The sequence below is a fragment of the Burkholderia sp. Nafp2/4-1b genome, assembly GCF_003635165.1.
GTDB lineage: Bacteria > Pseudomonadota > Gammaproteobacteria > Burkholderiales > Burkholderiaceae > Burkholderia.
Window position 1 is genome coordinate 95,071 of record NZ_ML058616.1, and the last position, 26,523, is coordinate 121,593.

Sequence of the window (26,523 nt, forward strand, 5' to 3'; positions counted from 1 at the left end):
AAACGGACCGCACCGCGGTCCGTTCGTTTTTCAGCGCTCGGTTTCGCCTTTCGCCGACAGCCCGTAGCGTTTCATCTTCTCGTACAGCGTCGCCTTGCCGACGTGCAGCCGGTCGGCGGTCGCGGCGACCGCACCGCCCGTCTGGTTCAACGCCTCGGCGATCACCGCGCGCTCGAACTGCTCGATGCGCTCCTTCAGCGTCTGGTCGTTTTCCGCATCGTCGCCGTTCGCGCCGCCTTCCTGCGGCATGTCGGCGACGCCCAGCACGAAGCGGTCGGCCGCGTTGCGCAGTTCCCGCACGTTGCCGGGCCAGTCGCGCTGCATCAGGCTCGCGCGCTGCCGGTCGGTCAGCACCGGGGCCGGGCGCTCATAGCGCACGGCCGCGTCGAGCATGAAGTGCTCGAACAGCGGCACGATGTCCTCGCGGCGCTCGGCAAGCGGCGGCAGCGCGATCGTCACGACGTTGAGCCGGTACAGCAGGTCGCGCCGGAACGTACCGGCCGCGACGAGCTCGCTCATGTCGCCCTTCGCGGCCGCGACGATGCGGCAGTTCACGCGGATCGGCTGGTTCGAGCCGAGCCGTTCGAGCACGCCGTCCTGCAGCACGCGCAACAGCTTCACCTGCAGCGCGAGGGGCATGCTTTCGATTTCGTCGAGGAACAGCGTGCCGCCGGATGCGTATTCGAGCTTGCCGACGCGGCGCTTGGCGGCGCCCGTGAACGCGCCGGGTTCGTAGCCGAACATCTCCGACTCGAACATCGGCTCGGGCAGCGCGCCGCAGTTCACCGCGATGAACGGCTTGTCGCGACGCGGCGACAGCTCGTGCAGGCTGCGCGCGATCAGCTCCTTGCCGGCGCCGGTGTCGCCGTTGATCAGCACCGATGCGTCGGTCGGCGCGACGTTCGCGATCAGCTTGCGCACCTGTTCGATCGCCGGGCTGCGGCCGATGATGCGCGGCGCGACGATGTTCTGGCCGGCCAGCTCGCGCCGCAGCGCATGGTTCTCGAGCACGAGCTCGCGCCGCTCGAGCGCGCGGCGCACCGTCTCGATCAGCCGCTCGGCTGCGAACGGCTTTTCGATGAAGTCGTAGGCGCCGTCGCGCATGGCCTGCACGGCCATCGAGATGTCGCCGTGGCCGGTGACGAGGATCACCGGTACGTCGGGCACGCGTTCGCGGCACTGCGCGAGCAGGTCGAGCCCGCTCGCGCCGGGCAGCCGGATGTCGCTGACGATCACGCCGGCGTGTTCCGCGACGACCGCCTTGTCGGCCGCCTCGGCCGATTCGAACCCGACGACATCGAACCCCGCGAGCTGGAGGCTCTGCACGCTCGCCCGGCGAACGAGCGCATCGTCTTCGATATAGATCACTTGCAGCCGGTTGGCCATCGTAGTCACTTGCTCCTGACAGGTCGCGCAGCGCGGGTAGGCGCGCGGCGCTCGTTGATGCGGGCGGGCGCTAGCGCGAGCCCGCCGGCTCGGACACGGCGTCCGGATGATGTGTGCGTGCACGCCGCAGCGTCAAGACGAACAGCGCGCCGCCGGACGGGGCGTTGCGCGCAGTCAGCGCGCCGCCCGCGTCGCTCGCGATCGACGACGAGATCGCGAGGCCGAGCCCGAGCCCGCGCCCCATTTCCTTGGTCGTGAAGAACGGTTCGAACAGCCGCGGCAGCAGGTCCGGCGCGATGCCGGAACCGTTGTCGCGCACCTCGATCGCGAGCGTCGCGGCCGACACCGCGATCGTCACTTCGATAGCCGGCGCCGCGACGCCGGCGACCGCGTCGAGCGCGTTGCCGAGCAGGTTGATCAGCACCTGTTCGAGGCGCAGGTCCTCGCAGCGCGCGACGAGTTCCGGATAGTCGCGCGCGAGGTCGAGCGGCGCATCCTGCGCGGGCGACACGGTCGCATCCTGCAGCGTCAGCGTGAGCGCGACGCCGCGCATCCGGTCGCCGAGCAGCGCCAGCACGCTGCGCAGCGCGCGCACCACGAGCGCCCGTTCGTTGCGCGGCTTGGCGCGCCCGACGAACAGCTTCAGCTGGTTGGTGATCTTGCCCATCCGCTCGGTCAGCGCGGCGATCGCTTCGAGGTTCTCGCGCGCGGCGGCCTGCTCGCCGCGATCGAGCAGCACGCGCGTGTTGTCCGAGAAGCTGCGCAGCGCCGCGAGCGGCTGGTTCAGTTCATGCGTGATGCCGGCCGCCATCTGGCCGAGCGCGGCGAGCTTGCTCGCCTGGATCAGTTCGTCGTGCGCGGCGCGCAACTCCTGTTCCGCGCGAATCCGGTCGCCGACTTCCTTCTGCAATTGCTCGTTCGCTTCCGACAGGTCGGCCGTGCGCTCTTCGACGCGCCGGTTCAGCTCCGCATACGCCTGCTGCAGCAGCGCGCGGCCGCGGATCATCTCGCGCACGCGTGCGCGGCGCATCCGCCAGTAGAACGCCAGCAACGCCACCGACACGAAGCCGAAGCCCGTGACGATCGTCGCATTGCGCGCATCGGTGTCGATCGGCGCGATCGGCGCGAGCGTGACGAGCAACCAGTCGGGTTCGCCGATCCGCCGCTTGCTCGCGAGATAGCGCGGCGCACGCCGGCCGGCGCCGAGCCGCACGATCTCCGCGTCGGGGCCGAGCACCTGCTCGACGCGCAACGGCAACGGCGTGACGGGCTGCTGCGCGTACTGGCGCGTTTCGTAGATCGACGCGGCCACGGGCCCCGTGAGCGGGCGCAGCGTGTGGTACTTCCACGCGGGCACCGACGACAGGAACACGACGCCGTGATTGTCCACGACGACGAGCGGCTCGGACGCATCGGCGCCCTGGAACCATTCGAGATTGAGCTTCACGACGACGACGCCCGCGATCCTGCCGTCGCGCCATACCGGCTGCGAGATGTAGTAGCCCGGATCGCGCGAGATCGTGCCGATCCCGAAGAAGCGGCCGACCTTGCCGCTCATCGCGTCGATGAAATACGGACGAAAACGGTATTCGATCCCGACGAAGCTGTCGGGCGCGCGCCAGTTGCTGGCGGCGACGCACAGGCCGTCCGCGCCCACCACGTAGGTGACGGTCGCGTGCGCGTGTTCGTTGAGGTCTTCGAGATAGCGGTTCGCGCGCGCGGTGAAATCGGTGCGCTTCGGCTGGGTGAGCAGATCCTGCACGTACGGATGGCTGCCGAGCAGATAAGGCAGCGATTCGTAACGGTCGAGCGTGCTCTTGAGCGCGTTGGTGGTGCGGTCGACGCGCACCGCGGCGTTGCGCTGCAGCTCGGCGACGCCGCGCTGCCACGTGACGGTCCACGTCAGCGCGCAGGCCGCCGCGAGCGCGGCGGCAAGCACGACGAGGATGAGCAGGCGGCGCTTCACGGACGTGACTTCCTGGCGATGCGGATCCCCTATTGTGTCATAGGGCTCCGCATCGCTGCCCTGGCCGCCGCGGCCGCCGCGCGGCGCGCCGCCTGCGGGCGGTGTCGCCGCCAGCTCGTTCATGACGTCAGACGCCGGCCGTCGTCTCGGTCGTCGCGACCTCGCCGCCGCCCTTCAGCGCCTGGCGCAGCTTGTTGCGGTCGAGCTCCTTCTCCCACGCCGACACGACGACGGTCGCGACGCCGTTGCCGACGATGTTCGTCAGCGCGCGGCATTCGCTCATGAAGCGGTCGATGCCGAGGATCAGCACCATGCCCGACAGCGGGATCGTCGGCACCACCGCGAGCGTCGCGGCGAGCGTGATGAAGCCCGCGCCCGTGACGCCGCTCGCGCCCTTCGACGTCAGCATCGCGACCGCGAGCAGCGTGAGCTGCTGCATCCACGTCAGTTCGATGTTGGTCGCCTGCGCGATGAACAGCACGGCCATCGTCATGTAGATGTTGGTGCCGTCGAGGTTGAACGAGTAGCCGGTCGGCACGACGAGGCCGACGACCGAACGCGAGCAGCCGGCCTTCTCGAGCTTCTCCATCAGCTGCGGCAGCGCGGCTTCCGACGAGCTCGTGCCGAGCACGATCAGCAGCTCTTCCTTGATGTACGACACGAAGCGGATGATCGAGAAGCCCGTGACACGCGCGATCGTGCCGAGCACGACCAGCACGAACACGATCGACGTCAGGTAGAACGTGCCGATCAGCTTGAGCAGCGGCACCAGCGAGCCGACGCCGTACTTGCCGATCGTGAACGCCATCGCGCCGAACGCGCCGATCGGGGCCAGCTTCGTGACGATGTGCACGATGCCGAACAGCACGCGCGTCATGCCGTCGATGAAGTCGGTCACGACCTTGCCGCGCTCGCCGAGGTGCGCGAGCACGCTGCCGAACAGCAGCGCGATCAGCAGGATCTGCAGGATTTCACCCTGCGCGAACGCATCGACCATCGTGTTCGGGATGATGTGCATCAGGAAGTCGACCGTCGACTGCCCGTGCGCCTTCTCCGCGTACGACGCGACGGCCTTGCCGTCGAGCGTCGCCGGATCGATGTTGAAGCCGACGCCCGGACGCAGGATGTGCGTGGCCGCGAGGCCCAGCAGCAGCGCGAAGGTCGACACGATCTCGAAGTACAGCAGCGCCTTGCCGCCGACGCGGCCGACCTTCTTCATGTCCTCCATGCCGGCGATGCCGGTGACGACCGTACAGAAGATGATCGGACCGATCACCATCTTGATCAGCTTGATGAAGCCGTCGCCGAGCGGTTTCATGGCGGTGGCGATCGACGGGTAATAGTGGCCGAGGATCACGCCGACGATGATGGCGAAGATCACCTGCACATAGAGCACTTTGTAGAAGGGTTTCTTCTTCACGATGGTTCCTGCTGAAGTAGATGAGCCGGTGGAAACGGCGTCACGCGCGCAGGCGAATGTCTCAGGGGAAAGTCACTCGCCCGCGCGGCTGCCGTGCCGCAACAAGCGATGCCTCAAGACATCCGGAGGGGGAGGAAGGCATTGGTCATCGGTTGTCTCCTTGCTTGCTGTAGTAGTTCGGCCGGGGGGACGGCCGTGCCTTCTATATCGCAAGGTCGATGCCAGGTTTCCGGAACCCCTCAAACCGTTGTTTTCATTGTATTTCTCATAATGCGGCAGGCAAGGAAATCCGGGATTCCGGATTTCCGGAAAATATCCGTCCGGCGATCCGGACGGTTTCATTGTTTCATCAGACGAATCAGTGCTGCACGGCCCGGCTGGCCAGCACGCCCGTCTGCGCGTAGAACTCCTGCTGCTCGAATGCGTCGCGCTCGCGGCGCGCGCGCTCGCCGCGATCCGCGAGCGAGCCGACGACGATCCCGACGAACGCGAGCGGCACCGACACGAGCGCCGGGTTGTCGAGAAACACCGCTGCATGCGCGTGGTGCAGCACGTCGACCCACACCGACTTCGACAGCACGGTGAGCGCGACCGCCGACGCGAGGCCGAGGCCGCCGCCGAGCACCGCGCCGCGCGTGGTCATCCCGCGCCAGAAGATCGACATCGCGAGCACCGGGAAATTCGCGCTGGCCGCCACCGCCGCGACAAGGCCGACCATGAACGCGACGTTCACGTGCTCGAACAGGATCGACAGCGCGATCGCGATCGCCGACAGCCCGATCGTCGCCGCGCGCGAGATGCGCATTTCCAGCCGCTCGTCGGGCTTGCCGCGCGCCCACATCTGCGCATACAGGTCGTGCGAGATCGTGGTGGCGCCGGCGAGCGTCAGCCCGGCGACCACGGCCAGGATCGTCGCGAACGTGACGGCCGCGATGAAGCCGTAGAACCAGTTGCCGCCCACCGCCTGCGCGAGCTTCACCGCGACCATGTTCGAGCCGCCGAGCAGGTCGTGCGTCAGGTTGAAGGTGCCGTTCGCGCTGAGCCGGAAGAATTCCGGATGCTGCGCGAGCAGCACGATGGCCGAGAAGCCGATCACGAAGGTCAGCAGGTAGAAGTAGCCGATGAAGCCGGTCGCGTAGAGCACCGACTTGCGCGCCTCCTTCGCGTTCGGCACCGTGAAGAAGCGCATCAGGATGTGCGGGAAGCCGGCCGTGCCGAACATCAGCGCGATGCCGAGCGACAGCGCGTTGGCCGGATCGCGGATCAGCTTGCCGGGCCCCATGATCGACAGCGCGCCCGGATGCACGGCCACCGCGCGACGGAACATCTCGTCGACGCTGAAACCGAACTCGCCGAGCGCGAGCAATGCGAGCACCGTCGCGCCGCACAGCAGCAGCACGGCCTTGATCACCTGCACCCAGGTGGTTGCGGTCATCCCGCCGAAGAACACGTAGACGACCATCAGCACGCCGACGATCAGCTCGGCCGTGCCGTATGACAGCCCGAACAGCAGCTGGATCAGCTTGCCCGCGCCGACCATCTGCACGACGAGGTACAGCACGACGATCGTCAGCGCGTTCGCGGACGTCAGCAGCCGGATCGGCCGCTGCGCGAAGCGGTACGCGACGACGTCGACGAACGTGAATTTGCCGAGGTTGCGCAGCGGCTCGGCGATCAGGAACATCACGAACGGCCAGCCGACTAGGAAGCCGATCGAGTAGATCAGCCCGTCGAAGCCGAACATGAACACCATGCCCGACAGCCCGAGGAACGATGCGGCCGACATGTAGTCGCCCGCGATCGCGAGCCCGTTCTGCAGCCCGGTGATGCCGCCGCCGGCCGTGTAGAAGTCGCGCGTCGAGCGCGTGCGGCGGGCGGCCCAGCGCGTGAGCGCGAGCGTCGCGAACACGAACGCGAAGAACATCGCGATCGCCACGGGGTTCAGCTCGACCTTGTCGGGCATCGGGCCCGCGACGCCGGTCGCGTGGGCGGTGGAGGAAACAAGGGAAACGAGAATGGCCAGCGCGCCGAGCACGCTCGAATTGAATCGCATGGCGGCCTCCGTCACGAACGCTGCAGGATCGCGTCGACGCGGCGGTCGAACGCACGGTTCGCGCGCAGCACGTAGCACGCGGTCAGGCCGATCGCGATCAGGATGATCGCGACGCCCGCGACGATCCCGACCGTGGTCGTCGCACCGCGGTACAGCGGCGCGGCCAGCACGTGCGGCGCGAGCGCGACGAGCAGGATGAAGCCGTAGTAGGTGGCGATCATCAGCGCGGTGAGCGTGAAGCTGAAGCGGCGCCGCGCCCGCACGAGCTGCTGGTAGTCACGGCGCGCCGTGACCGATTCGATGACGGAAAGCTCCATGGTGTCTCCTGGGTGGACCGAAGCCGGCGCTTCAGCACTTGCTCGGGTCCCATGCTGCGCGGTGGACCGGCGCTGGCGCTTGGGCGCGAGCTCCAGTCCCCGCAGGGCAAGCGTCTCGTCGTCGCGAGCGCTGTCTTTGGATGGCCGGCGCGTGATCCGAAACCGCCCGCGCCGCGGCGGCAATTCGTGAAACGCGTTACACGATGCGCTCGGCACGCAGCCGCGCGACGTCGTCCGCCGACAGCCCGAGCCAGCCGCCGAGCACGTCGTCGGTATCGGCGCCGAGCACCGGCGGCGCACCGCGCACCGGCAGCCGCGCGCCATCGAAGCGATACGGCGGCGCGAGCACGTCGACGCCGCCCGCGACCGGATGCGGCTGCCGCGTGACGAGCCCGGCGCGGGTCGCGCGTTCGGACGTCAGCGCTTCGTGCAGTCCGAGCACTTCGCCGCACGGAATGCCGGCTTCGGCGAGCGCCGCGAGCAGCATCGCGCGCGGCCGCCGTGCGAGTTCGAGACGGAGCTCCGGCAGCAGCGCCGCGCGGTTTTCGGAACGGCCGAGGTTGGTCTTGTAGCGGTCGTCGGCCGCGAGGTCAGGCCGGCCGATCGCGTCGCAGAAACGCGCGAACTGCGTGTTGTTGCCGACCGTGATCACGAGCGGGCCGTCGGCCGCATCGAACACGCCGTACGGCACGACCGACGGATGCGCGTTGCCGTAGCGCGGCGGATCCTCGCCCATCAGCAGCGCGTCGAGCCCGTAGTACGCGCTGATCATCAGCCCGCAATCGAACAGCGCCATCTCGATGCGGCGCCCGCGGCCCGTCGCATGACGCTCGTACAGCGCGGCGAGGATCGCCTGCGCCGAATACATGCCGGTGAACAGGTCGACCGCCGCGACACCGAACTTCAGCGGCGGCTGGCCGGCCTCGCCGTTCAGCGCCATCAGCCCCGCCTCGCCCTGCACCACGAGGTCGTAGCCGGGCCGCGCGGCCTCCGGGCCCGAGCGGTCGTAGCCGGAGATCGCGCAATGCACGAGCCGCGGATTCAGCTCGGCCAGCGCGTCGTAGCCGAGGCCGAGCTTTTCCGCGCCGCCGCACTTGAAGTTGTGGATCAGCACGTCGGCCTGCGCGGCCAGCTCGCGTGCGAGACGCTGCCCTTCGTCCGTCTGCAGGTCGACGCAGATCGACCGCTTGCTGCGGTTCACGCTGTTGAAATAGGTCGTCTCGGTATCGCCAATCCGCAGCCCCCAGTCGCGCGTGTCGTCGCCGCGCGCCGGATGCTCGACCTTGATCACCTCCGCGCCGAAATCGGCGAGCACCATCGCGCTCCACGGGCCCGCGAGCACGCGCGAGAAATCGAGCACCTTCACGCCGGCCAGCGGCAATGCGCGCACGTCGTTCGTCATCGTTGTCTCCTCCATTCGCGTCGTCCGTTTTTTTACTGTTTCGACAGCGCGATGTAGCGCGCGAGATGGTGATCCTCGTCGCCGAGCTGGTGATCGATCATCACGAGCCGCTTCGCGTAATGCGACAGCGGCAGCTCCCATGTCATCCCGATTCCGCCGTGCAGCTGGATGCTTTCCTCGGCGACCAGCGTGCCGATCCGGCCGATGCTGTATTTCGCCGCCGCAAGCGATCGCTCGCGCACCGTGCGCGGCGCGTCGAGTTGCGCGGCCGCGTTGATCACCGCCGAGCGCGCCTGCTCGACTTCGAGCAGCAGGTCGGCCATCCGGTGCTGGAGCGCCTGGAAGCTGCCGATCGGCATGCCGAACTGCTTGCGCGTGCGCAGGTAGTCGAGCGTCGCTTCCTTCGCGACGTCCATCGCACCGAGCGCTTCCGCCGACAACGCGAGCAGCCCGTAGCCGAGCACGCGTTCGAGCAGCGCGGCGCCGGCTTCGCCATCGTGAGCCTGCGGCGCACCGAGCGCGGCATCGGCCGGCAGCGCGACGCGCTCGAAGCCCACTTCGGCCGCGCGGCCGCCGTCGACCTTCCGGTAGTCGCGCAGCGACACGCCCGGCGCGTCGGCCGGCACGACGAACAGGCCGATCCCCGCCGCGTCGTCGTCATCACCGGACACGCGCGCACTCACGACAAAGAACGCCGCCTGCGCAGCCTGGTCGACGACGCCCTTCGCGCCCGTCAGCAGCCAGCCGTCGCCGGCACGTTCGGCGCGCGTGCGCACGGTCGTCAGTTCGTAGTGCGAGCCCGGTTCGTCGTGCGCGAACGCGGCGCTCGCGCTGCCGTCGATCAGCGCGGCGAGCCGCGCGCGATGCGCATCGCCGCCGGCGAGCGCGAGCGCACGGCCCGCGAGCAGCGCGCCGAGGAACGGCTCGACGACGAGCCCGCGGCCGAGACATTCGAACACCACGGCGATGTCGAAGCCCCCGCCGCCGAACCCGCCGTCGGTTTCGGGAAACAGCGCGCCGATCGCGCCGAGCTCGGCGAAGCGCTGCCACATCGTGCGATCGAAGCCTTCGGCCGACTGCGCGATGCGGTCGCGCACCGGGAACGCGTACTGTTCGGCGATGAAGCGGTTCAACGTATCCGCCAGCATCCGGCGGTCTTCTGTGTGCTGGAAATCCATCGTCGCGTCCCTCGTTACAGCCCGAGCATCATCTTCGCGATGATGTTCTTCTGGATCTCGTTCGAGCCGCCGAAGATCGACAGCTTGCGATTGTTGAAGTACTGCTGCGCGGCGCTCGCGGCTTCTTCCGGCCCGACCGGTTCGGCGCTGCCCTCCGCATGGTCGGCGTCGAGCGCATCTTCGATGAACGGCAGCGCGTAGGGCCCCATCGCGCGGCGCATCAGCGCGGTGATTTCCTGGCGGATCTGCGTGCCGCGGATCTTCAACATCGAGCTTTCCGCACCCGGCACGCCGCCGCCCGCAACCGCGGCCAGCACGCGCAGGTTGGTCGTGCGCATGTTTTCCAGTTCGATCTCGACACGTGCAAGCCGCGCCGCGAAGAACGGATCGTCCGCGAGCGGCCGGCCGTTCTTGGTGACCTTCGCGGCAACCACGCGCAGCCGCTCGAGCGCGGCCGTCGAGAAGCCGATTCCCGCGATGTTGGTGCGCTCGTACGTGAGCAGGTATTTCGCGCAGGTCCAGCCGCGGTTCTCTTCGCCGACGAGGTTCTCCACCGGCACGCGCACGTCGGTGAAGAACACTTCGTTCACCTCGTGCTCGCCGTCGAGCGTGATGATCGGGCGCACTTCGACGCCCGGCGTATTCATGTCGATCAGCAGGAAACTGATGCCTTCCTGCTTGCGCACGTCGGTCGCGGTGCGCACGAGACAGAAGATCATGTTCGCGTAGTGGCCGAGCGTGGTCCACGTCTTCTGGCCGTTCACGATGTAGTGCTCGCCCTGCGCGTCCACGCCCCGCACCGCGCTCGTCTTCACCGACGCGAGATCGGAACCGGCGCCCGGCTCCGAATAGCCCTGGCACCACCAGTCGGTGCCGTCGAGAATGCGCGGCAGCCAGCGGCGCTTCTGCGCTTCGCTGCCGTACTTGATCAGCACGGGGCCGAGCATGTTCACGCCGAACGGCACAATGCGCGGCGCGCCGGCCAGCGCGCATTCGTTGTCGAACAGGAACTTCTGCGCGACGCTCCAGCCGGGGCCGCCGTACTCGCGCGGCCAGTGGCTCGCGAGCCAGCCGCGCGCGTTGAGGATTGCATGCCATTCGCGCATGTCGTCGCGCGTCAGGCGCAGGCCGCCCTTCACCTTGCGCGCGATGCGCTCGGGCAGTTCGGCTTGCAGGAAGCGCTGCACTTCCGTGCGGAACGCTTCCTCTTCGGGAGTGAAATCGAGATCCATCGTGGGTCCGTTGCGAATGCGGTGAGCGTTCAGTCGATGTGGTTCAGGCTCGCGAAGGTCGCGCCGCGCTCGACCAGCTCGACGATCAGCGGCGACGGCTTCCAGAACAGCGGATCTTCCTTCGCGAACGCGCGAATGTCGGCGAGCACGTTCGCGAGGCCGACCGTGTCCGCGTAGTGCATCGGGCCGCCGCGGTAGCGCGGGAAGCCGTAGCCGTACAGGAACACCGCATCGACGTCGAGCGGGCGCAGCGCGATCTTCTCGTGCACGACGTTCGCGCCTTCGTTGATCATCGCGGCGAGGTAGCGGCGCAGGATCTCGTCGTCGGTGAACGTGCGCGGCGTGATGCCCTTCTTCGCGCGTTCTTCCGAGACAATCGCCTCGACTTCCGGATCCGGCGTGCCGACGCGCGCGCCGTCCGGATACAGGTAGTAGCCGCGTGCCGTCTTTTGCCCGAACCAGCCGCGCTCGCACAGCCGGTCGGAAATCTCCACGTAGCGGGCGCGCGGATCGCGCGTCGCCGCGCGGCGCTTGCGGGTCGCCCAGCCGATGTCGCCGCCCGCGAGGTCGACGACCTGGAACGGCCCCATCGGGAAGCCGAATTCGCGCACCGCGCGGTCGATCTGGTACGGCGACGCGCCGTCCTCCATCAGGTAGTCGGCCGCGGTGCGGTAGACCGCGAGGATGCGGTTGCCGATGAAGCCGTCGCACACGCCGGCGCGCACCGGCGTCTTCTTCATCTGCTTGGCGAGCGCGAACGCGGTCGCGACGACGTCCGCGCTCACACGCGCCGGCACGACGATCTCGAGCAGCTTCATCACGTTGGCCGGCGAGAAGAAATGCAGGCCGATCACGTCGGCCGGGCGGTCGGTGCTGGCGGCCAGTTCGTCGATGTCGAGATACGACGTGTTGGTCGCGAGCACCGCGCCCGGCTTGCACACGCGCGCGAGTTCGGCGAACACCGCCTTCTTCACGGCCATGTCCTCGAACACGGCCTCGATCACGACGTCGGCCTGCGCGAGCGCGTCATACGACGTGCTGCCCTTGAAGCGCGCGAGCCGCGCCGCATGTGCGGCCGGCGTCATCCGGCCTTTCGCGACGAGCCCGTCGTACACCTTCTCGACATGCGCGCGGCCGCGCGCGAGCGACGCTTCGTCGCGCTCGATCATCGTCACCGGCAGCCCGGCATCGAGCGCCGCGACCGCGATCCCCGCGCCCATCGTGCCGCCGCCGACCACGCCGATCCGCTCGACCGGACGCGCGCTCGCGCGGCGCGCCTCCGGCGCCTTCGCGGCCTCGCGTTCCGCGAAGAACGCATGCACGAGGCCCGCGCGCTGCGGGCTGTCGATGCATTGCAGGAACAGGCTGCGTTCGAGCTTCATCCCGGCGTCGAACGACAGCGTGAGCGCAGCCTCGACCGCGTCGACGATCTTCGCCGGCGAGAACAGCCCGCGCGACTTCTTCGGCAACTCGGCGCGTGCCGCGTCGATCGCGGCCTGCGCGGCTGCACGATCGGCGAGCCCCCGCGCATCGCGCGTCCGCCGCGGCGGCGCACCGAGCGACACGAGTTCCTGCGCATAGGCGAGCCCTTCGGCGAGCGTGTCGTCGCTGTGCGCGACGCGATCGACGAGACCGAGCGCGAGCGCTTCGTCGGCGCTCGCGTGGCGGCCGGTCAGCATCAGGTCGAGCGCGGCCTTCGCACCGATCAGGCGCGGCGCGCGCTGCGTACCGCCCGCGCCCGGCAGCAGGCCGAGCGTCACTTCGGGCAGCCCGAGCTTCGCGCCGGGCACCGCGAGCCGGTAATGGGCGGCGAGCGCGACCTCCAGGCCGCCGCCGAGCGTCGCGCCGTGCAGCGCGACCACGACCGGCTTCGCGCTCGACTCGATCCGCTCGCACACGTCGGGAAGCGACGGCGGCACCGGCGGCTTGCCGAATTCGCGGATGTCGGCGCCCGCGATGAAGTTGCGGCCGGCGCCGACGATCAGCACCGCGCGGATCGCGTCGTCGGCCTGCGCGGCGTCGAGCGCGTCGGCAAGGCCGCGCCGCACGTCCGCGGACAGCGCGTTGACGGGCGGATGGTCGATCGTGACGACGAGCATCTTGTCGCGCCGTTCGCGCGTGACGGTGCCGGCCTGGGTGGATTCGGGGGAAGCGGGTGAATTCATGGTGTCTCCAGTGCGGTGCGCCGGGCGGACGGAACCGGTCGACGGGCCGGCGAGCGGCGCCGGTTCCCGAGCGTGGTCCCGCACGGCGGGAAACGATCCGGCGCGTTTGCCGGGGATGACTCGATTCTCGATTGATCGAGATTCATTGACAATTCCCGCACGCCTTTACAAGCTGTCAAGTCTGACTTGACATTGAATGCTTTCGGACCGTTTCGGACCCTTTCGGACCGTTAAGCGGGACGGATCAGGAGACACCCGGGATGGACCTGAACGCGCTGACGCTGCTCGTCGAGATTCTCGACGCGGGCAACCTGAGCAAGGCCGCGCAGCGGCTCAAGATGAGCCGCGCGAACGTCAGCTACCGGCTGAACCAGCTCGAGCGCTCGATCGGCCAGCAACTCGTGCGCCGCACGACGCGCCGCATCGAGCCGACCGAGATCGGGCTGAAGCTGTACGAGCACGGCCGGCGCATCCGCAACGAGCTGCTCGCCGCGCAGGAATCGGTGACGACGCTCGGCCAGGACCTGCAGGGCCGCGTGCGGCTGTCGGTGCCGAGCGGCTACGGGCAGATGGTGATGTCCGAGTGGCTGCTCGCGTTCAAGCGGCTGCATCCGGGTATCGTGCTCGACGTGGTGTTCGAGAATCGCGTGGAGGACCTGATGCGCGATGAAGTCGACATCGCGATCCGCGTGATGTCCGAGCCACCGCAGAACCTCGTCGCGCGCGACATGGGCGCGGTGCGCTACGTCGCGTGCGCGTCGCCCGCGTTCGCGGCCGCGCACGGGATGCCCGCGAGCCTCGGCGCGCTGGCCGCCGCGCCGGTCGTCACCGCGACGGTGCTGGGCCGGCAGCTGCGGATCGCCGCGTATCTCGGCGACGAGCGGCACGAGGTGCTGCTCGAGCCCACGCTGATTTCGGAGAACTTCCTGTTCCTGCGCCAGGCGATCCTCGCCGGCATCGGCGTCGGCATCGTGCCCGACTACGTGATGCAGGACGACATGCGGCGCGGCACGGTCGTCACGTCGCTCGACGCATATCGGCTCAGCATCTTCGGCACGCACATGTACATGCTGTACATGCCGAACCGGCACCACACGCGTGCCACCGCGACGTTCATAGAGTTCGTCCTCGAACAGGCCGGAAAGGCCGGCCGGGGCGGGCCCGGCGGGATGCGTCAGGGTTTCCTGTCGGATGACAACCCGCCGGCCACGCGGCGACAATAGCGCGCCGTCCGTGCGGAGCGCGTGCCGCGCACACGCCGCCTCCTTCGAATCCACTGTTGCCGAGGGTTTCAATGTTCGACCGGATCCGTCCGCATTCGCGTCCCCGGACGCTCGCCGCCACGCTCGCACTCGTTGCGCTCGCCACGATCGATGCCGGCTGCACGTCGCCGTCCGCGCCATCGAACGCCGTCGTCCCGGTCGCCGCCGCGTCGGGCGCCGCGGTGCCGCTGCCCGGCGTGCACGCGCCGGAGCTGTCGTCCGGCTGGACCGACAAGCCGGGCTGGACCTCGCAGCGCTTCATGATCGCGGCCGCGAACCCGCTCGCGACGCAGGCCGGCTACGACATGCTGAAGGCCGGCGGCACCGCGATCGACGCGGCGATCGCGACGCAGATGGTGCTCGCGCTCGTCGAGCCGCAATCGTCGGGAATCGGCGGCGGCGCGTTCATGCTGTACTTCGACGGCAACGCGACGCAGGCGTACGACGGCCGCGAAACCGCGCCGGCCGCCGCGACCGACCGGCTGTTCTACGGCCCGACCGGGCAGCCGATGAGCTTCTACGAAGGTGTCGTCGGCGGGCGTTCGGTCGGCACGCCGGGCGTGCTGCGGATGCTCGACGCCGCGCACCGCGCGCACGGCAAGCTGCCGTGGCGCCGGTTGTTCCAGCCGGCGATCCGGCTCGCCGAGCACGGCTTCACGATCAGCCCGCGCCTCGCGATGCTGATCGCGAACGACAAGTACCTGATGAACGACCCGGCCGCGCGCGCGTACTTCTACAACAAGGACGGCACACCGAAGGCGGCCGGCACCGTGCTGAAGAACCCCGCGCTCGCGACCGTGCTGCGCCAGGTTGCCGACCGCGGCGCGAACGCGTTCTACACCGGTGCGATCGCACGCGACATCGTCACGAAGGTGCACAAGCACCCGACCAATCCGGGCCTGCTGTCGCTGCAGGATCTCGCGCGCTACAAGGCGAAGGTGCGTGCGCCGCTGTGCACCGACTACCGGCGCTCGGTGGTGTGCGGGATGCCGCCGCCGTCGTCGGGCGGCCTCGCGATCGCGCAGATGCTCGGCATCCTCCAGGCGATGCCCGACTGGCAGCAGATCGGCGCGCAGAAGCCGATGCGCAACGAGGTCGGCTACGAGCCGACGCCGTTCGCCGCGCACCTGTTCAGCGAGGCCGGGCGCCTCGCCTATGCGGATCGCGCGCGCTACGTCGCCGATCCCGATTTCGCGCCGCTGCCGGGCGGCGGCTGGGCGAGCCTCACCGACAAGAGCTATCTCGCGCAGCGTGCGCGCCTGATCGGCGACAACAGCATGGGCGTCGCGCAGGCCGGCACGCCGCAGGGCGCGACGCTCGCGCTGGCCGACGACCGCAGCCCCGAATTGCCGTCGACCTCCGACATCGCGATCGTCGACCGCTACGGCCAGGCGTTGTCGATGACGACCAGCGTCGAGGATGCGTTCGGTTCACGGCTGATGGTGCGCGGCTTCATGCTGAACAACCAGCTGACCGATTTCTCGTTCGTGTCGAGCGAGAACGGGCGGCCGGTCGCGAACCGCGTGCAGCCCGGCAAGCGGCCGCGCTCGGCGATGTCGCCGGAGCTCGTGTTCGACCAGAAAACGAAGCAGGTCACGATGATCGTTGGTTCAGCCGGCGGCCCCGCGATCATCAACCACGTCGCGAAGACGATGATCGGCGTGCTCGACTGGGGGATGACGATGCAGCAGGCGATCGCGCTGCCGAACTTCGGGTCGATGAACGGGCCGACGCAGCTCGAACGCGGCCGCGTGTCGGATGCGCTCGTCGATGGGCTGAAGGGGCGCGGGCACGACGTGAAAGTCGTCGAGATGAACTCGGGGGTGCAGGGAATCCAGCGGCTGAACGTGCAGGGGCAGACGGTGTGGTTCGGCGGGGCCGATCCGCGGCGGGAAGGGGTGGCGATGGGGGAATGAGGCGACCGACGTGACTGATGCGCCCGGCTGGCAGCGCACGCGCGCCGCCGGCCGGGCGTTGGACAAGCGCTTTACCCCCGCCCCTTCCAAGGCACCACCCGCCGCTCGACCCAGCGCATCGCGAGATCGAACAACCACGCGATCGCGCCGATGATCAGAATCCCCATCACGACGATATCGGTGCGCAGGAAGCTCGACGCGTTGAGCACCATCTGCCCGAGCCCTGCCGTCGCGGCGACCATCTCGGCCGCGACGAGCGTCGTCCAGCCGAACCCGATCGCGATCCGCAGCCCGGTGAGGATTTCCGGCAGCGCGGCCGGCAGCACGACATGGCGCACGATCTGCGCGAAGCTGCCGCCAAGCGAATACGCGGCGTTGATCTGCTCGACCGTCGCCGCGCGCACGCCGGCGCGCGCCGCCAACGCGATCGGCGCGAAGCACGCGAGGAAGATCACGACCAGCTTCGCCGTTTCATCGATGCCGAACCAGATCACGACGAGCGGCAGGTACGCGAGCGGCGGCAGCGGCCGGTAGAACTCCAGCAGCGGATCGAGCACGCCGCGCGCGATGCGGCTCACGCCCATCAGGATGCCGGCCGGCACGCCGATCGCAGTTGCGAACACGAACGCGCCGAACACACGCGCGGCGCTCCACAACAAGTGCTCGGACAACGGCAACCCGCCCTGGATACGCCCGTGCCATGCATCGACGAACGCGGTCCACACCGCTTCCGGCGCGGGCAGGAACAGCGGCGGCAGCCACTGCAGATGCGTCGCGACCCACCACAGCACGGCCAGCGCCGCGACCGTCGCCGCGCTGAGCGCGGCCGTGTTCCCCTGCCCGGGCAACCGGTAGCGGTTCGACGAACGGACCGGACGCGCTGCGTCGCGTCGTTGCCTAGCGTGATCGTCCTGCCCGAACGGCGCGGTCGCGCGTTCGGCCGCCCAAGAATCCTGCGTGCTCATGTCGTCCTGCCTGTGCAAGGTACTGATCCGGCCGCGCCCGACGGACGCGCCGTGTCGCGCGAACTCGTGCATCACGCGGTCTCCGCGACCGCCTCGTCGCGATGCAGATACGCGATCAGCCGTTCGCGCCATTCGATGAATTCCGGCGACGACTTCACCGCGCGCGCATCCCGCGATTCGACGTAACGCCGTGCGAACGGCAGCTCGAAGGTTTCCGCGATGCGGCCGGGGCCCGGCGTCATCACGACGAGCCGCGTCGCGAGGAACAGCGCCTCCTCGACGTCGTGCGTGATGAAGAACACCGTCTTGCCGGTGCGCGCCCACACGTCGAGCACGAGCGCCTGCATCGTGCCGCGCGTCATCGCGTCGAGCGCGCCCATCGGCTCGTCCATCAGCAGCACCCGCGGGTCGCTTGCTAGCGCACGCGCGATGCCGACGCGCTGCTGCATCCCGCCCGACAGCTCGTACACGCGCGCATGCACATGACGCTCGAGACCGACGAGCGCGAGCATCTCGGTCGCGCGCGCTTCGCGTTCGGCCTTCGACACACGCGCGAAGCGCAACCCGAGCGCAACGTTGTCGAGCACATCGAGCCACGGCAGCAGCGCGTATTTCTGGAACACGACGCCGCGATCGGCGCCGGGGCCCGTGACCGGCACGCCGTCGACGCACACGTCGCCCGTCGTCGGCGCGACGAAGCCGGCCATGCAGTTCAGCAGCGTCGTCTTCCCGCACCCGGACGCGCCGAGCGCGACGACGAATTCACCGGAATCGATGCGCAGGTCGACGCGCGCGAGCGCCTGCGTCGTCGGCCGACCGCGCTCGCCCGGATAGGCGACCGATACCTGACGGACTTCCAGCGTGCTCATGATCGAAGGGCTCCGCGATGAGTGGCCTGACGTGCGTGCGGTGCCGCGCTCAGCGCGCGGCCTTCTGCACGAACTGCGGATCGACGCCGACCGAGTAGTCGGCGAGCACCGTCTGGATCGTGCCCTGCGTCTTCAGGAACGCGGCGGTGGCCGCGAGCGACTTCGCGGCGCCGGACTGCGCACCGCCGCCGAGCCACGTCGGCGACGCCTGCTCGGCCGGCGTCGGGAACGCGTAGAGCGCGAGGCTCGCCGGCACGTCCGGCGCGTTCGCGCCCGACACCTTCGCGACCGCCGCGACCTGCGGCGAGCCGACCTTCCACGCGGCGGTGTGCGCGCGGTAGTCGGCATCGGCGGCCGCCAGCACCTTCACGAAGCGCGCGACGAACTCGGGGTTCTCGCGCGCGAACTTGCGGCTCACGACGAAGCCGTCGAAGGTCGCCTTGCCGCTTTCCTTCGCGACCTGGCCCGACGTCGTCAGCACGGTGCCCGACTGCTTGACCTTCGCGAGCACCGGATCCCAGATGTAGGTCGCGTCGATGTCGCCGCGCGTCCACGCAGCGGCGACTTCGGGCGGACGCAGGTTGACGATCTTCACGTCGTTCGGGTTCACGCCGGCGGCCTGCAGCGCGACGAGCGTATGGAAGTGCGACGTCGACACGAACGGCACGCCGATCTTCTTGCCCTTCAGCGCGGCGACGCTGGTCACGCCCGAGCCGTTGCGCGCGACGAGCGCCTCGGCGTCGTTGATGTTGTCGAGCACCCAGAACAGCGAGATGTCGAGCCCCTGCGACAGGCCGGCCGCGATCGGGCTGGAGCCGGCCTCGCCGAGCTGCACGGAGCCCGACGCGAGCGCGCGGATCACGTCGGCGCCGCTGTCGAGCTTGCGGAACGTGACCTTGTAGCCGGTGGCCTTTTCGACTTCACCGCTTGCCTGCGCATAGCGCCACGGCACGACCATGTCCTGGTACGCGATCACGACCTCGCGCGAGTCGGCGTGCGCCGCGCCCAGCGCGGCAAAGGCGGTCAGCGCGACGACGGCGCGGCGGATGAAGCTGAAACGGGACATGCGGCTCTCCTTCGAATGCGGGCATTGCTGCGGGAGAGCCGACTTTACGAGCTTTGCGCGCGGCGGGAGCGAACTTATCCTGCGAAGCTATCGACGCTGTTTCGGCTTTGCTTTCCACGTTCGATTGGATCGCGCGTCCGGTCGGGTGACGATTGTCGTGCGGGGGCAGGCCATTGCCGCGTGTGCCCGGCACCGGTGAGTCGATACGAGATCGCAGCAAACGTTCTAGACGTTTGGATACTCCGCACATCCAGGGTGAAATCGACAAAAACCGTGAGGCCTGAAAGACATTCGGACTACCGCGTTTTTAGTACCTATCTGATTGCTGCGCCCGATGCCACCGTGATAATTCTTCATCTGTTGCGAAAACAGGTGAGGAGCATGAAACGTTACTTGCTTAAGGTGGGCGACAAGTCAACTACGGGCGGCATCGTCATCGAGGGGATAGACAGTTGCATGCATCACGGCACGGCGCTGACTTTTGTTGGCGCTCAAGTCGTTTGTAACGCGTGCCAATCCACGGGTGTCATCGCGGCTCAAGGCCCTCGTTGGCCCGATCACATGATGGGCAAAGAACAAGCTCTTGATGGCGACTTGTGCCTTTGCAAATGTCATCCTCCTCCGGTGATGATCGCCTCCCAAACCGATAGCTTTCATAGCTTCGAGTCTCACAACCTCGCCGAGATGGGATACGGACCTTCCGGGCAATCTCTGACGGAAGAGTACCGAGGCAACTGCGATGAGCGCGTGCGCGTGCTCGACGGCAATAATCAACCTGTTTGCAGTTCGCCCTATCACATTCGCACGTCAGCAGGCGCGATCTACAAGGGGCTGACCGATTCCCAAGGTTACTGTCCTCGTGTCTACACGAAGGATGAGTCTAAGCTGGACATCGCAGTAGGTCTGCAAGCTCTGGAGCGGTGGGATCAATGAGCAACTTCGTGTATCGAACAACGACAAACACTACCGCTGACTCCAAGTATGATGTCCTCGGGCATCACATGCCTGCTCGCATTTTCTTCTTTGTTACAGTCGAAGAAGTCGGCAAGGATGGCATGCTGGTCCGTCGCACGTACAGCACGATCAACGATCCATATCTCAAACAACTTGAACTCTCACCCCTTGGTGAGATGCGCGAGGTCTATCCAGAAAAATATGGTCTGTGGAGCAAGGGCGGTCCCACAGCACCAGGAAGTGTTGTGGAGCACGTGCTGGAATACGAGAAGCTGACTTCTTATGCCTCTGCCAGCAGCATCTATCCTCAAGGCACGGGGAGAATGGCAGGCAAGGCAGTGTATGTCGACATCGCCAAGGCCAAGCGAGCAGGTGCGAAGCTCGTCGCAACCGATGAGATTGTTCAGGCCATCGATGAGTATGCTGCCAAGGCCCGCTCAAAGGACAGACGATGGGCGGAACATATCAAGCAAAAAGTCTTGACCATGGATAAGGAGGTTCTGGTTCAGCCACGGCCAATGGTGCCCGGTGAAGGCGTGTTCTCACAGCGTGGCTTGGCTATCAGCCTCGGCATCGTCAAATACGCTCGTGTTGTGCGGGTTGTCGGCCTCGCTTTTACCGGCTATGACCTCTCGGTTGCATCCAACGAATCCATTCGTCTAAAGTCCATTCGTCCTCTGGAAAAGGAAGTCATTCGCCAGGCCGGGGGATGGGCAGGGAGTTGGGCAGGCGCCGTTGCTGGAGCCAGGGTAGGAGCTACAGCGGGTGCGATGGTCGGTATTGAACTCGGGCCTGGTGCCGTAATAACCGGGGCCATTGGCGGCATCCTCTTTGGCGCTATCGGCTATTTCGGCGGCTCGATGATTGCCGATCAGATTCCAGATAAATGATGAGGGAGGAGATGTGTCTTTCTTCAAGCGCAAGGTTGAAGAGTTGCAAACGAAACGTGCGGAACGGGAAAGTCTGAAGAGCCTGGAAGACGCCTTTGGAAAGTCGCTCGGTGAATTGCAAACCATTTTCGGTTCCGGTGCGCTCGATCCAGAACAGCAGAAACTTCCTGCCTATCCCAAGCCGATATATCAAGGCGATGCAGGTATCAATGCTTTTGGGCTGGTCCATCACGTTCAGCCTTGCGAGTTTCCGGCTTTTCTCAATCTCGTGCGGCAAGGCAGGGACGAGATCACCTATTTTCACTTCATCCGCGAAGTCAACACGCATTCGCTGAGTACCATCATTTCCCCCACATGGAGATTTGCAGAGCGAGTCGTGCGCTTGCTCTCCAACGATGTTGAACTGATTGCAAAGCTCTCGGAGCAGGGCTTCCAGCCCACCCCGCCGTGGATCACGTTGTATGAGTTCGGACCGGTTCTGCATATCAGTCAGGGCGATCCTCACTACTGGCTGAACCATGTATGGGACTCGTTCTGGGAAAGCCTGAGCCTGGATGAACAGACGAGATTTCTGGAAGAAGGCAGGAAAGAGACTAGCGCTTATATCTCGGCCGAGGATTGGGAACTGTGGGTCGAGAGTATCAGAATGCGCGATGTCCGGTTTCGCAAGCTTGACGACTAAAAGCCCGCTTCCGGTAGTGGGCCGATGCGACGTGATGGCAGCGTGCTTATCCAAGCTAGTCTCTGCAGCTATGGCTGATTCACGAGGATCGATGACAGACGCGACACTTGCCATGACGGAGGGTGAAGGCGAAATGACGGAAGATCGACCGGATGCCGACTGCCGGTGGGAACGCTAGCGAACTCACGCTGCGCTGGAAGCCGATGCCTCGCTTCGTCAGGATAGGGAGACAGAGAAATGCATAAAAAAACCCGCGAAGCGGGTCTTTTTATGTGTTGAGCGCCAGCGAGCGGTCAAACCACCCCCGCCCCATGCGCCTGCAGATCGGCGTGATAGCTCGACCGCACCATCGCGCCGACGGCCGCGTGCGTGAAGCCCATCTTGTACGCCTCTTCCTCGTACATCTTGAACGTGTCCGGATGCACGTACGCACGCACCGGCAAGTGGTGCTCCGACGGCTGCAGGTACTGGCCGATCGTCAGCATGTCGACGTCGTGCGCGCGCAGGTCGCGCATCACCTGCAGGATTTCCTCTTCGGTTTCGCCGAGGCCGACCATCAGGCCCGACTTCGTCGCGACGTCCGGATGCAGCGCCTTGAAGTCCTTCAAGAGCTTCAGCGAATGCGCGTAGTCCGAACCCGGGCGCGCTTCCTTGTACAGGCGCGGCACCGTTTCGAGGTTGTGGTTCATCACGTCGGGCGGCGCGGCGTTCAGGATCGAGATCGCGCGGTCGAGACGGCCGCGGAAGTCCGGCGTCAGAATCTCGATGCGCGTCTCCGGCGACTGCTCGCGCACTTCGCGGATGCACTCGACGAAGTGGGCGGCACCGCCGTCGCGCAGGTCGTCGCGGTCGACGCTCGTGATCACCACGTACTTCAGCTTGAGTGCTGCGATCGTGCGCGCGAGGTTCTTCGGTTCGTCCGCGTCGAGCGGATCGGGACGGCCGTGGCCGACGTCGCAGAACGGGCAGCGGCGCGTGCACTTGTCGCCCATGATCATGAACGTCGCGGTGCCCTTGCCGAAGCATTCGCCGATGTTCGGGCAGCTCGCTTCCTCGCACACGGTGTGCAGGTTGTGCTCGCGCAGGATCGTCTTGATCTCGTTGAAGCGCGAGCTGCCGGTGGCCGCCTTCACGCGGATCCACTCCGGCTTCTTCAGCTTCTCGATCGGAATGACCTTGATCGGGATGCGCGCCGTCTTCGCCTGCGCCTTCTGCTTGGCGGTCGGATCGTAGGCAGCGGTCGCGGCCGAATCGGCCGGTGCGGGAGAAGCGGTAACGTCAGTCATTCGAATGTTCCAGTGCCTGCGGCTTGTCGGCGGCCGCGGATGCGCCATCGAGGTTGGCAATCAGACGCCCCACCAGCGTGTGGGCGACGTCGTTCCAGTCGGCGGCAACCTCGAGGCTCGCCATGTCGACGGTTTCCAGTCCGGCATAGCCGCACGGGTTGATCGCAAGAAACGGGCGCAGATCCATCTTCACGTTCAGGCTCAGCCCGTGATAGCTGCAGCCGTTGCGGATCTTCAGGCCGAGGGCCGCGATTTTCGCGCCTTCGTGCACGCCGGACGCCACGTAGATCCCGGGCGCGCCCGCCTTGCGGACCGAAGCGAGATTATACGCCGCGAGGGTTTCGATCACGGCCTCCTCGATCTTCGTCACGAGCGTGCGCACCATCAGCTTGCGCCGGCGCAGGTCCAGCAGCAGGTAGACGACGATCTGGCCGGGGCCGTGGTAAGTGATCTGTCCGCCGCGGTCGACCTTCACGAGCGGAACGCCGCTGTCGGCCACCAGCAGGTGGGCCGGGTCGCCGGCCTGGCCGAGCGTATAGACGGGAGGATGCTCGACGACCCAGATTTCGTCGCCGGTGTCGGCCGTGCGCGAATCGGTGAACGCGCGCATCGCGTCGAAGCTCGTCTGGTAAGCCTCGCTGCCTCGCCAGCGCACGGTGACCGGCACGACGGGCTCGACCGGGGACCCGGCGGGCGATGCGGAAACAGCGACAGGCGTGGACACGATGGCAACCGGCGAGACGGACAATGGGCGGTAGTTTACCGAAAACCCATGGGTCTCGCCGGATGTGGAAAAGGGACGGATGCCGGGCATCCGTCGGAGGAAAACCGCGTCAGACGGTGCGCCAGCCGTCATGGAGCAGCGCATTCACGCGGTTGCGCAGCCGTGCCAGCACACCGCGCGCGACTTCACCGGCCGGCCGCGATACCGAGAACGCGACGTGCGCGCCCTGCCCGCTTTCCGCGCTGAGCCACAGGCGCTCGCCGCGGCGCAGCCGGAGGGTCTCGCCGTCGACCAGGAAGTAGTCTTCGACGTCGTTGCTGCGCGTCGCCCACACCGGTCCGCAATGCACCGTCAGCCGCGTGCTGCGTTGCACCCTCATCGGCACGGTTTCGCCCGCGGGGATTTCGAAGGTGATGCTTGAAGAGATTTCTTGCATGATCGACTCCGCCAAAAGTTGCTCCGATGGCTACAATCGTAGTCACCCCAAGGCGCCCGACCAAACGACCAATTTTCACGTCGATGTGAGGAAAATTAGCAAATGGACCTCCGCCAGCTGCCTGCGCTGAATGCGATTCGCGCGTTCGAAGCCGCGGCCCGTCACGAGAACTTCTCCCGCGCCGCCGACGAGCTGTACGTCACGCACGGCGCGGTCAGCCACCGGGTGCGCGCGCTCGAGGAGGAACTCGGCGTGCAGCTGTTCACGCGCAACGGCAAGCGGCTGTGCCTGACCGACGCCGGGATGCGCTACGCGCAGCAGGTGCGCACCGCGCTGATGGTGATCGCCGACGCGACGCGCGAGGTGCGTGCAAGCGACCGCGGACGGCGGCTGGTGGTGTCGATGCTGTCGTCGTTCGCCGCGCGCTTCATCACGCCGCGCATCGGCACGTTCATCGAGCGGCATCCGGAAATCGACGTCGAGCTGCAGTCGACCAACACGCTCACCGATTTCGCGCGCGACGACGTCGATCTCGCGATCCGCTTCGGTTCCGGCAGCTATCCTGGGCTGCATGTCGAGCCGCTGTTCGAGGAGGTGTTCTTTCCGGCGTGCGCGCCGACGCTGAACGGCGGCAAGCTGCCGCAGACGCCCGCCGATCTCGCGCACTACAACCTGCTGCGCTCGGACGACGAGCTGTGGCGGCCGTGGTTCGACGCGGCCGGGCTCGATACGCTGACCGAGCCGAAACGGGGGATTCTGTACCAGGATTCGTCGAACCTGCTGCTGGCCGCGATCGACGGCCAGGGCATCGCGCTGGTGCGGCGCTCGCTCGCAGTGCACGACCTGCTGGACGGCCGGCTCGTGCGCCTGTTCGACATCGACGGGCAAAGCCCGTGGCATTATTTTTTCGTGTGTCCGCCGCCGCTCGTGAACACGCCGCGCGTGCAGGCGTTCAGGACCTGGCTGCTGCAGGAAGTCGCCGACTACAAGCGGCTGTGCGACGAACTGGACGCGCGCCGCGCGGCGGGGAAGACCCCCGCTGAGTGCGCGCAGGAAGGAGGATGGAAAGCAGTTACAGCACGACCTTGACCATCGGATGGCCGGTCAGTGCGCGGTAGATGTCGTCGAGTTGTGCCTGGCTGGTCGCGCGCACGGTGATCGTGAGGCCGGTGTAGTTGCCGCCGCTCGATGCGCGCTCTTCGATCTTCTCGACGTCGATCTCGTTGTCGTGAACGGCCACGACCTTGAAGATCGTGTCCTTGAACTCCGGGTGCGCCTTGCCCATGATCTTGATCGGGAAATCGCACGGAAACTCCAGCAGCGACTCCTTCCGTGCATCGATCGCGCCGGTGACTTCGACGGTTTTGGTCGGTTCGCTCATCACTTTCTCCGGGTTAGGTCAAACTGTTCAAACTCGCGTGCCTTCGCACGCTGGTACGCGTCGTACAACGCCGCGAACACGGGGCCCGGCTTGCCGCCCTGCACGGGCAGGTCGTCGAGCGACGTGACGGGCAAGATTTCCTTCGTGGCCGACGTGATCATGATCTCGTCCGCCGTGCGCAGTTCGACCTCGCTGATCTCGCGCGCGGTGAACGGAATCCCGCATTCGTCGGCCAGCTGCTCGACCAGCGCGTAGCGGATCCCTTCGAGGATCCTGTTGCTGCGCGGCGGCGCGAACAGTTCGCCGTTCTTCACGACCCACACGTTCGACGAAGACCCTTCGGTCACGTTGTCGTCGCGCAGCTGGATCGTCTCGAACGCGTCGCGTTCGGCCGCATGCTGCGCCATCAACACGTTGCCGAGCAGCGAAATCGACTTGATGTCGCAATGCAGCCAGCGGCGATCCTCGGCCGTCACGCAGCGCACGCCCACCGCGCGCTCCTCTGCCGACGGCAGGCGCAGCGGGCTCGTCATCGCGAACACCGTCGGCACCGCGTTCGCCGGAAACGCGTGGCCGCGCTTCGCGACGCCGCGCGTTACCTGCAGGTAGACGAGCGCGTTGGCGTCGACGAGGCCTTCCGCATTCGCGGCGAGCACACGCTCGATCAGCGCGCGCCAGCCGGCGGCGTCGTGCGGATTGGCGATGCCGATCTTCTTCAGGCTGCGCGCGAGCCGCTCCAGATGCTGTTCGATCCGGAACGGCACGTGCGCGCCGTCGTGCGCATAAACGGGGACAACTTCATACACGCCATCGCCGAAGATGAACCCGCGGTCGAGCACCGGCACCCGGGCTTCCGACAGCGGTACCAGTTCCTCCTGCGATGACACGCTGAGGTAGACGATCGGTTCGAATTCGGCTTGGCTCATGGCTATACCAGATGGGGATGAAGTCGTGAAAACAAAGGCCCGTCGCG

General features: G+C 67.0%; 23 protein-coding genes. 6 read left to right on the plus strand and 17 right to left on the minus strand.

Annotated features, from left to right (window positions below; translation table 11 throughout):
- Positions 1 to 30 precede the first annotated feature (30 nt).
- The 9 genes from C7H84_RS23630 to C7H84_RS23670 all read right to left on the minus strand — a co-directional run bounded on the left by C7H84_RS23630 (position 31) and on the right by C7H84_RS23670 (position 13,119).
- Positions 31 to 1,386: a sigma-54 dependent transcriptional regulator gene (locus C7H84_RS23630; protein ID WP_121861037.1), complete on the minus strand. Its 1,356-nt coding sequence runs from the start codon at positions 1,384 to 1,386 to the stop codon at positions 31 to 33.
- A gap of 70 nt (positions 1,387 to 1,456) precedes the next feature.
- Positions 1,457 to 3,475, minus strand: a complete 2,019-nt coding sequence (locus C7H84_RS23635) for an ATP-binding protein (protein ID WP_121861038.1) — start codon at positions 3,473 to 3,475, stop codon at positions 1,457 to 1,459.
- 4 nt (positions 3,476 to 3,479) lie between these two features.
- Entirely contained in the window at positions 3,480 to 4,772 is a 1,293-nt protein-coding gene (locus tag C7H84_RS23640) for a dicarboxylate/amino acid:cation symporter (RefSeq protein WP_121861039.1), read from the minus strand.
- Positions 4,773 to 5,130: 358 nt separating this feature from the next.
- Positions 5,131 to 6,825 carry a cation acetate symporter gene (locus tag C7H84_RS23645; protein ID WP_121861040.1) on the minus strand — a complete coding sequence of 565 codons (1,695 nt, stop codon included), beginning with the start codon at positions 6,823 to 6,825 and terminating at the stop codon, positions 5,131 to 5,133.
- 11 nt (positions 6,826 to 6,836) lie between these two features.
- Positions 6,837 to 7,142, minus strand: a complete 306-nt coding sequence (locus C7H84_RS23650) for a DUF485 domain-containing protein (RefSeq protein WP_121861041.1) — start codon at positions 7,140 to 7,142, stop codon at positions 6,837 to 6,839.
- 196 nt (positions 7,143 to 7,338) lie between these two features.
- Complete coding sequence (locus tag C7H84_RS23655) at positions 7,339 to 8,544, minus strand: CaiB/BaiF CoA-transferase family protein (protein ID WP_121861042.1); 1,206 nt, start codon at positions 8,542 to 8,544, stop codon at positions 7,339 to 7,341.
- A 32-nt stretch (positions 8,545 to 8,576) separates the two neighbouring features.
- Positions 8,577 to 9,722 (minus strand): acyl-CoA dehydrogenase family protein, encoded by a 1,146-nt coding sequence (locus tag C7H84_RS23660; protein ID WP_121861043.1) that lies wholly within the window; start codon positions 9,720 to 9,722, stop codon positions 8,577 to 8,579.
- 14 nt (positions 9,723 to 9,736) lie between these two features.
- Complete coding sequence (locus C7H84_RS23665) at positions 9,737 to 10,954, minus strand: acyl-CoA dehydrogenase family protein (protein ID WP_121861044.1); 1,218 nt, start codon at positions 10,952 to 10,954, stop codon at positions 9,737 to 9,739.
- Between the two features lie 29 nt (positions 10,955 to 10,983).
- The gene (locus C7H84_RS23670; protein ID WP_121861045.1) at positions 10,984 to 13,119 is read right to left on the minus strand and encodes a 3-hydroxyacyl-CoA dehydrogenase NAD-binding domain-containing protein; all 2,136 of its coding nucleotides are present in this window, start codon (positions 13,117 to 13,119) and stop codon (positions 10,984 to 10,986) included.
- Between the two features lie 260 nt (positions 13,120 to 13,379).
- Between C7H84_RS23670 and C7H84_RS23675 the strand changes: the two genes are divergently transcribed.
- Positions 13,380 to 14,342, plus strand: coding sequence for a LysR family transcriptional regulator (locus C7H84_RS23675; RefSeq protein ID WP_121861046.1), 963 nt, complete (start codon positions 13,380 to 13,382; stop codon positions 14,340 to 14,342).
- Between the two features lie 71 nt (positions 14,343 to 14,413).
- Entirely contained in the window at positions 14,414 to 16,297 is a 1,884-nt protein-coding gene (gene ggt / locus C7H84_RS23680) for a gamma-glutamyltransferase (RefSeq protein ID WP_121861047.1), read from the plus strand.
- A 71-nt stretch (positions 16,298 to 16,368) separates the two neighbouring features.
- Here the strand turns inward: ggt and C7H84_RS23685 are convergent, their stop codons facing one another.
- From C7H84_RS23685 to tauA, 3 genes are read right to left on the minus strand one after another with little or no spacing between them, the layout of a single operon-like run.
- Positions 16,369 to 17,334, minus strand: a complete 966-nt coding sequence (locus C7H84_RS23685; RefSeq protein WP_121861048.1) for an ABC transporter permease subunit — start codon at positions 17,332 to 17,334, stop codon at positions 16,369 to 16,371.
- The gene (locus C7H84_RS23690; RefSeq protein WP_121861049.1) at positions 17,334 to 18,131 is read right to left on the minus strand and encodes an ATP-binding cassette domain-containing protein; all 798 of its coding nucleotides are present in this window, start codon (positions 18,129 to 18,131) and stop codon (positions 17,334 to 17,336) included. The genes C7H84_RS23685 and C7H84_RS23690 overlap by 1 nt, the downstream gene beginning before the upstream one ends.
- A 49-nt stretch (positions 18,132 to 18,180) precedes the next feature.
- On the minus strand, positions 18,181 to 19,197 hold the full coding sequence (tauA, locus tag C7H84_RS23695) for a taurine ABC transporter substrate-binding protein (protein WP_121861050.1): 1,017 nt from the start codon (positions 19,195 to 19,197) through the stop codon (positions 18,181 to 18,183).
- Positions 19,198 to 19,578: 381 nt separating this feature from the next.
- Between tauA and C7H84_RS23700 the strand changes: the two genes are divergently transcribed.
- From C7H84_RS23700 to C7H84_RS23710, 3 genes are read left to right on the plus strand one after another with little or no spacing between them, the layout of a single operon-like run.
- Complete coding sequence (locus tag C7H84_RS23700; protein WP_121861051.1) at positions 19,579 to 20,130, plus strand: PAAR domain-containing protein; 552 nt, start codon at positions 19,579 to 19,581, stop codon at positions 20,128 to 20,130.
- Positions 20,127 to 21,041 carry a glycine zipper family protein gene (locus tag C7H84_RS23705; protein ID WP_121861052.1) on the plus strand — a complete coding sequence of 305 codons (915 nt, stop codon included), beginning with the start codon at positions 20,127 to 20,129 and terminating at the stop codon, positions 21,039 to 21,041. Before C7H84_RS23700 ends, C7H84_RS23705 begins: the two co-directional genes overlap by 4 nt.
- 13 nt (positions 21,042 to 21,054) lie before the next feature.
- A complete protein-coding gene (locus C7H84_RS23710; RefSeq protein WP_121861053.1) occupies positions 21,055 to 21,723 on the plus strand; it encodes a hypothetical protein in 669 nt (222 codons plus the stop codon).
- Between the two features lie 293 nt (positions 21,724 to 22,016).
- On the opposite strand, the gene lipA is transcribed toward C7H84_RS23710, so the two are convergent.
- The 3 genes from lipA to C7H84_RS23725 all read right to left on the minus strand — a co-directional run bounded on the left by lipA (position 22,017) and on the right by C7H84_RS23725 (position 24,169).
- The gene (gene lipA, locus C7H84_RS23715) at positions 22,017 to 23,009 is read right to left on the minus strand and encodes a lipoyl synthase (protein WP_006760316.1); all 993 of its coding nucleotides are present in this window, start codon (positions 23,007 to 23,009) and stop codon (positions 22,017 to 22,019) included.
- Complete coding sequence (gene lipB / locus C7H84_RS23720; protein WP_121861054.1) at positions 23,002 to 23,757, minus strand: lipoyl(octanoyl) transferase LipB; 756 nt, start codon at positions 23,755 to 23,757, stop codon at positions 23,002 to 23,004. The genes lipA and lipB overlap by 8 nt, the downstream gene beginning before the upstream one ends.
- A gap of 85 nt (positions 23,758 to 23,842) precedes the next feature.
- Positions 23,843 to 24,169 (minus strand): DUF2917 domain-containing protein, encoded by a 327-nt coding sequence (locus tag C7H84_RS23725; RefSeq protein ID WP_121861333.1) that lies wholly within the window; start codon positions 24,167 to 24,169, stop codon positions 23,843 to 23,845.
- Positions 24,170 to 24,271: 102 nt separating this feature from the next.
- Between C7H84_RS23725 and C7H84_RS23730 the strand changes: the two genes are divergently transcribed.
- Entirely contained in the window at positions 24,272 to 25,258 is a 987-nt protein-coding gene (locus C7H84_RS23730; protein WP_121861055.1) for a transcriptional regulator GcvA, read from the plus strand.
- Here the strand turns inward: C7H84_RS23730 and C7H84_RS23735 are convergent.
- Together C7H84_RS23735 and C7H84_RS23740 are read right to left on the minus strand one after the other, a co-directional pair.
- Positions 25,242 to 25,550 carry a YbeD family protein gene (locus C7H84_RS23735; protein ID WP_121861056.1) on the minus strand — a complete coding sequence of 103 codons (309 nt, stop codon included), beginning with the start codon at positions 25,548 to 25,550 and terminating at the stop codon, positions 25,242 to 25,244. The genes C7H84_RS23730 and C7H84_RS23735 overlap by 17 nt on opposite strands.
- Positions 25,550 to 26,476, minus strand: coding sequence for a D-amino acid aminotransferase (locus C7H84_RS23740; protein ID WP_121861057.1), 927 nt, complete (start codon positions 26,474 to 26,476; stop codon positions 25,550 to 25,552). The genes C7H84_RS23735 and C7H84_RS23740 overlap by 1 nt, the downstream gene beginning before the upstream one ends.
- Positions 26,477 to 26,523 lie beyond the last annotated feature (47 nt).

What these genes read in the sequence shown, in the direction of transcription:
- C7H84_RS23740 (WP_121861057.1), bottom strand. Translation starts at nt 26,476, where the DNA reads ATGAGCCAAGCCGAATTCGAACCGATCGTCTACCTCAGCGTGTCATCG.
- C7H84_RS23630 (WP_121861037.1), bottom strand. Translation starts at nt 1,386, where the DNA reads ATGGCCAACCGGCTGCAAGTGATCTATATCGAAGACGATGCGCTCGTT.
- C7H84_RS23670 (WP_121861045.1), bottom strand. Translation starts at nt 13,119, where the DNA reads ATGAATTCACCCGCTTCCCCCGAATCCACCCAGGCCGGCACCGTCACG.
- C7H84_RS23635 (WP_121861038.1), bottom strand. Translation starts at nt 3,475, where the DNA reads ATGAACGAGCTGGCGGCGACACCGCCCGCAGGCGGCGCGCCGCGCGGC.
- tauA (WP_121861050.1), bottom strand. Translation starts at nt 19,197, where the DNA reads ATGTCCCGTTTCAGCTTCATCCGCCGCGCCGTCGTCGCGCTGACCGCC.
- lipA (WP_006760316.1), bottom strand. Translation starts at nt 23,009, where the DNA reads ATGACTGACGTTACCGCTTCTCCCGCACCGGCCGATTCGGCCGCGACC.
- C7H84_RS23725 (WP_121861333.1), bottom strand. Translation starts at nt 24,169, where the DNA reads ATGCAAGAAATCTCTTCAAGCATCACCTTCGAAATCCCCGCGGGCGAA.
- C7H84_RS23655 (WP_121861042.1), bottom strand. Translation starts at nt 8,544, where the DNA reads ATGACGAACGACGTGCGCGCATTGCCGCTGGCCGGCGTGAAGGTGCTC.
- C7H84_RS23730 (WP_121861055.1), top strand. Translation starts at nt 24,272, where the DNA reads ATGGACCTCCGCCAGCTGCCTGCGCTGAATGCGATTCGCGCGTTCGAA.
- C7H84_RS23645 (WP_121861040.1), bottom strand. Translation starts at nt 6,825, where the DNA reads ATGCGATTCAATTCGAGCGTGCTCGGCGCGCTGGCCATTCTCGTTTCC.
- C7H84_RS23685 (WP_121861048.1), bottom strand. Translation starts at nt 17,334, where the DNA reads ATGCACGAGTTCGCGCGACACGGCGCGTCCGTCGGGCGCGGCCGGATC.
- C7H84_RS23705 (WP_121861052.1), top strand. Translation starts at nt 20,127, where the DNA reads ATGAGCAACTTCGTGTATCGAACAACGACAAACACTACCGCTGACTCC.
- C7H84_RS23675 (WP_121861046.1), top strand. Translation starts at nt 13,380, where the DNA reads ATGGACCTGAACGCGCTGACGCTGCTCGTCGAGATTCTCGACGCGGGC.
- C7H84_RS23690 (WP_121861049.1), bottom strand. Translation starts at nt 18,131, where the DNA reads ATGAGCACGCTGGAAGTCCGTCAGGTATCGGTCGCCTATCCGGGCGAG.
- ggt (WP_121861047.1), top strand. Translation starts at nt 14,414, where the DNA reads ATGTTCGACCGGATCCGTCCGCATTCGCGTCCCCGGACGCTCGCCGCC.
- C7H84_RS23735 (WP_121861056.1), bottom strand. Translation starts at nt 25,550, where the DNA reads ATGAGCGAACCGACCAAAACCGTCGAAGTCACCGGCGCGATCGATGCA.
- C7H84_RS23660 (WP_121861043.1), bottom strand. Translation starts at nt 9,722, where the DNA reads ATGGATTTCCAGCACACAGAAGACCGCCGGATGCTGGCGGATACGTTG.
- C7H84_RS23665 (WP_121861044.1), bottom strand. Translation starts at nt 10,954, where the DNA reads ATGGATCTCGATTTCACTCCCGAAGAGGAAGCGTTCCGCACGGAAGTG.
- C7H84_RS23650 (WP_121861041.1), bottom strand. Translation starts at nt 7,142, where the DNA reads ATGGAGCTTTCCGTCATCGAATCGGTCACGGCGCGCCGTGACTACCAG.
- C7H84_RS23700 (WP_121861051.1), top strand. Translation starts at nt 19,579, where the DNA reads ATGAAACGTTACTTGCTTAAGGTGGGCGACAAGTCAACTACGGGCGGC.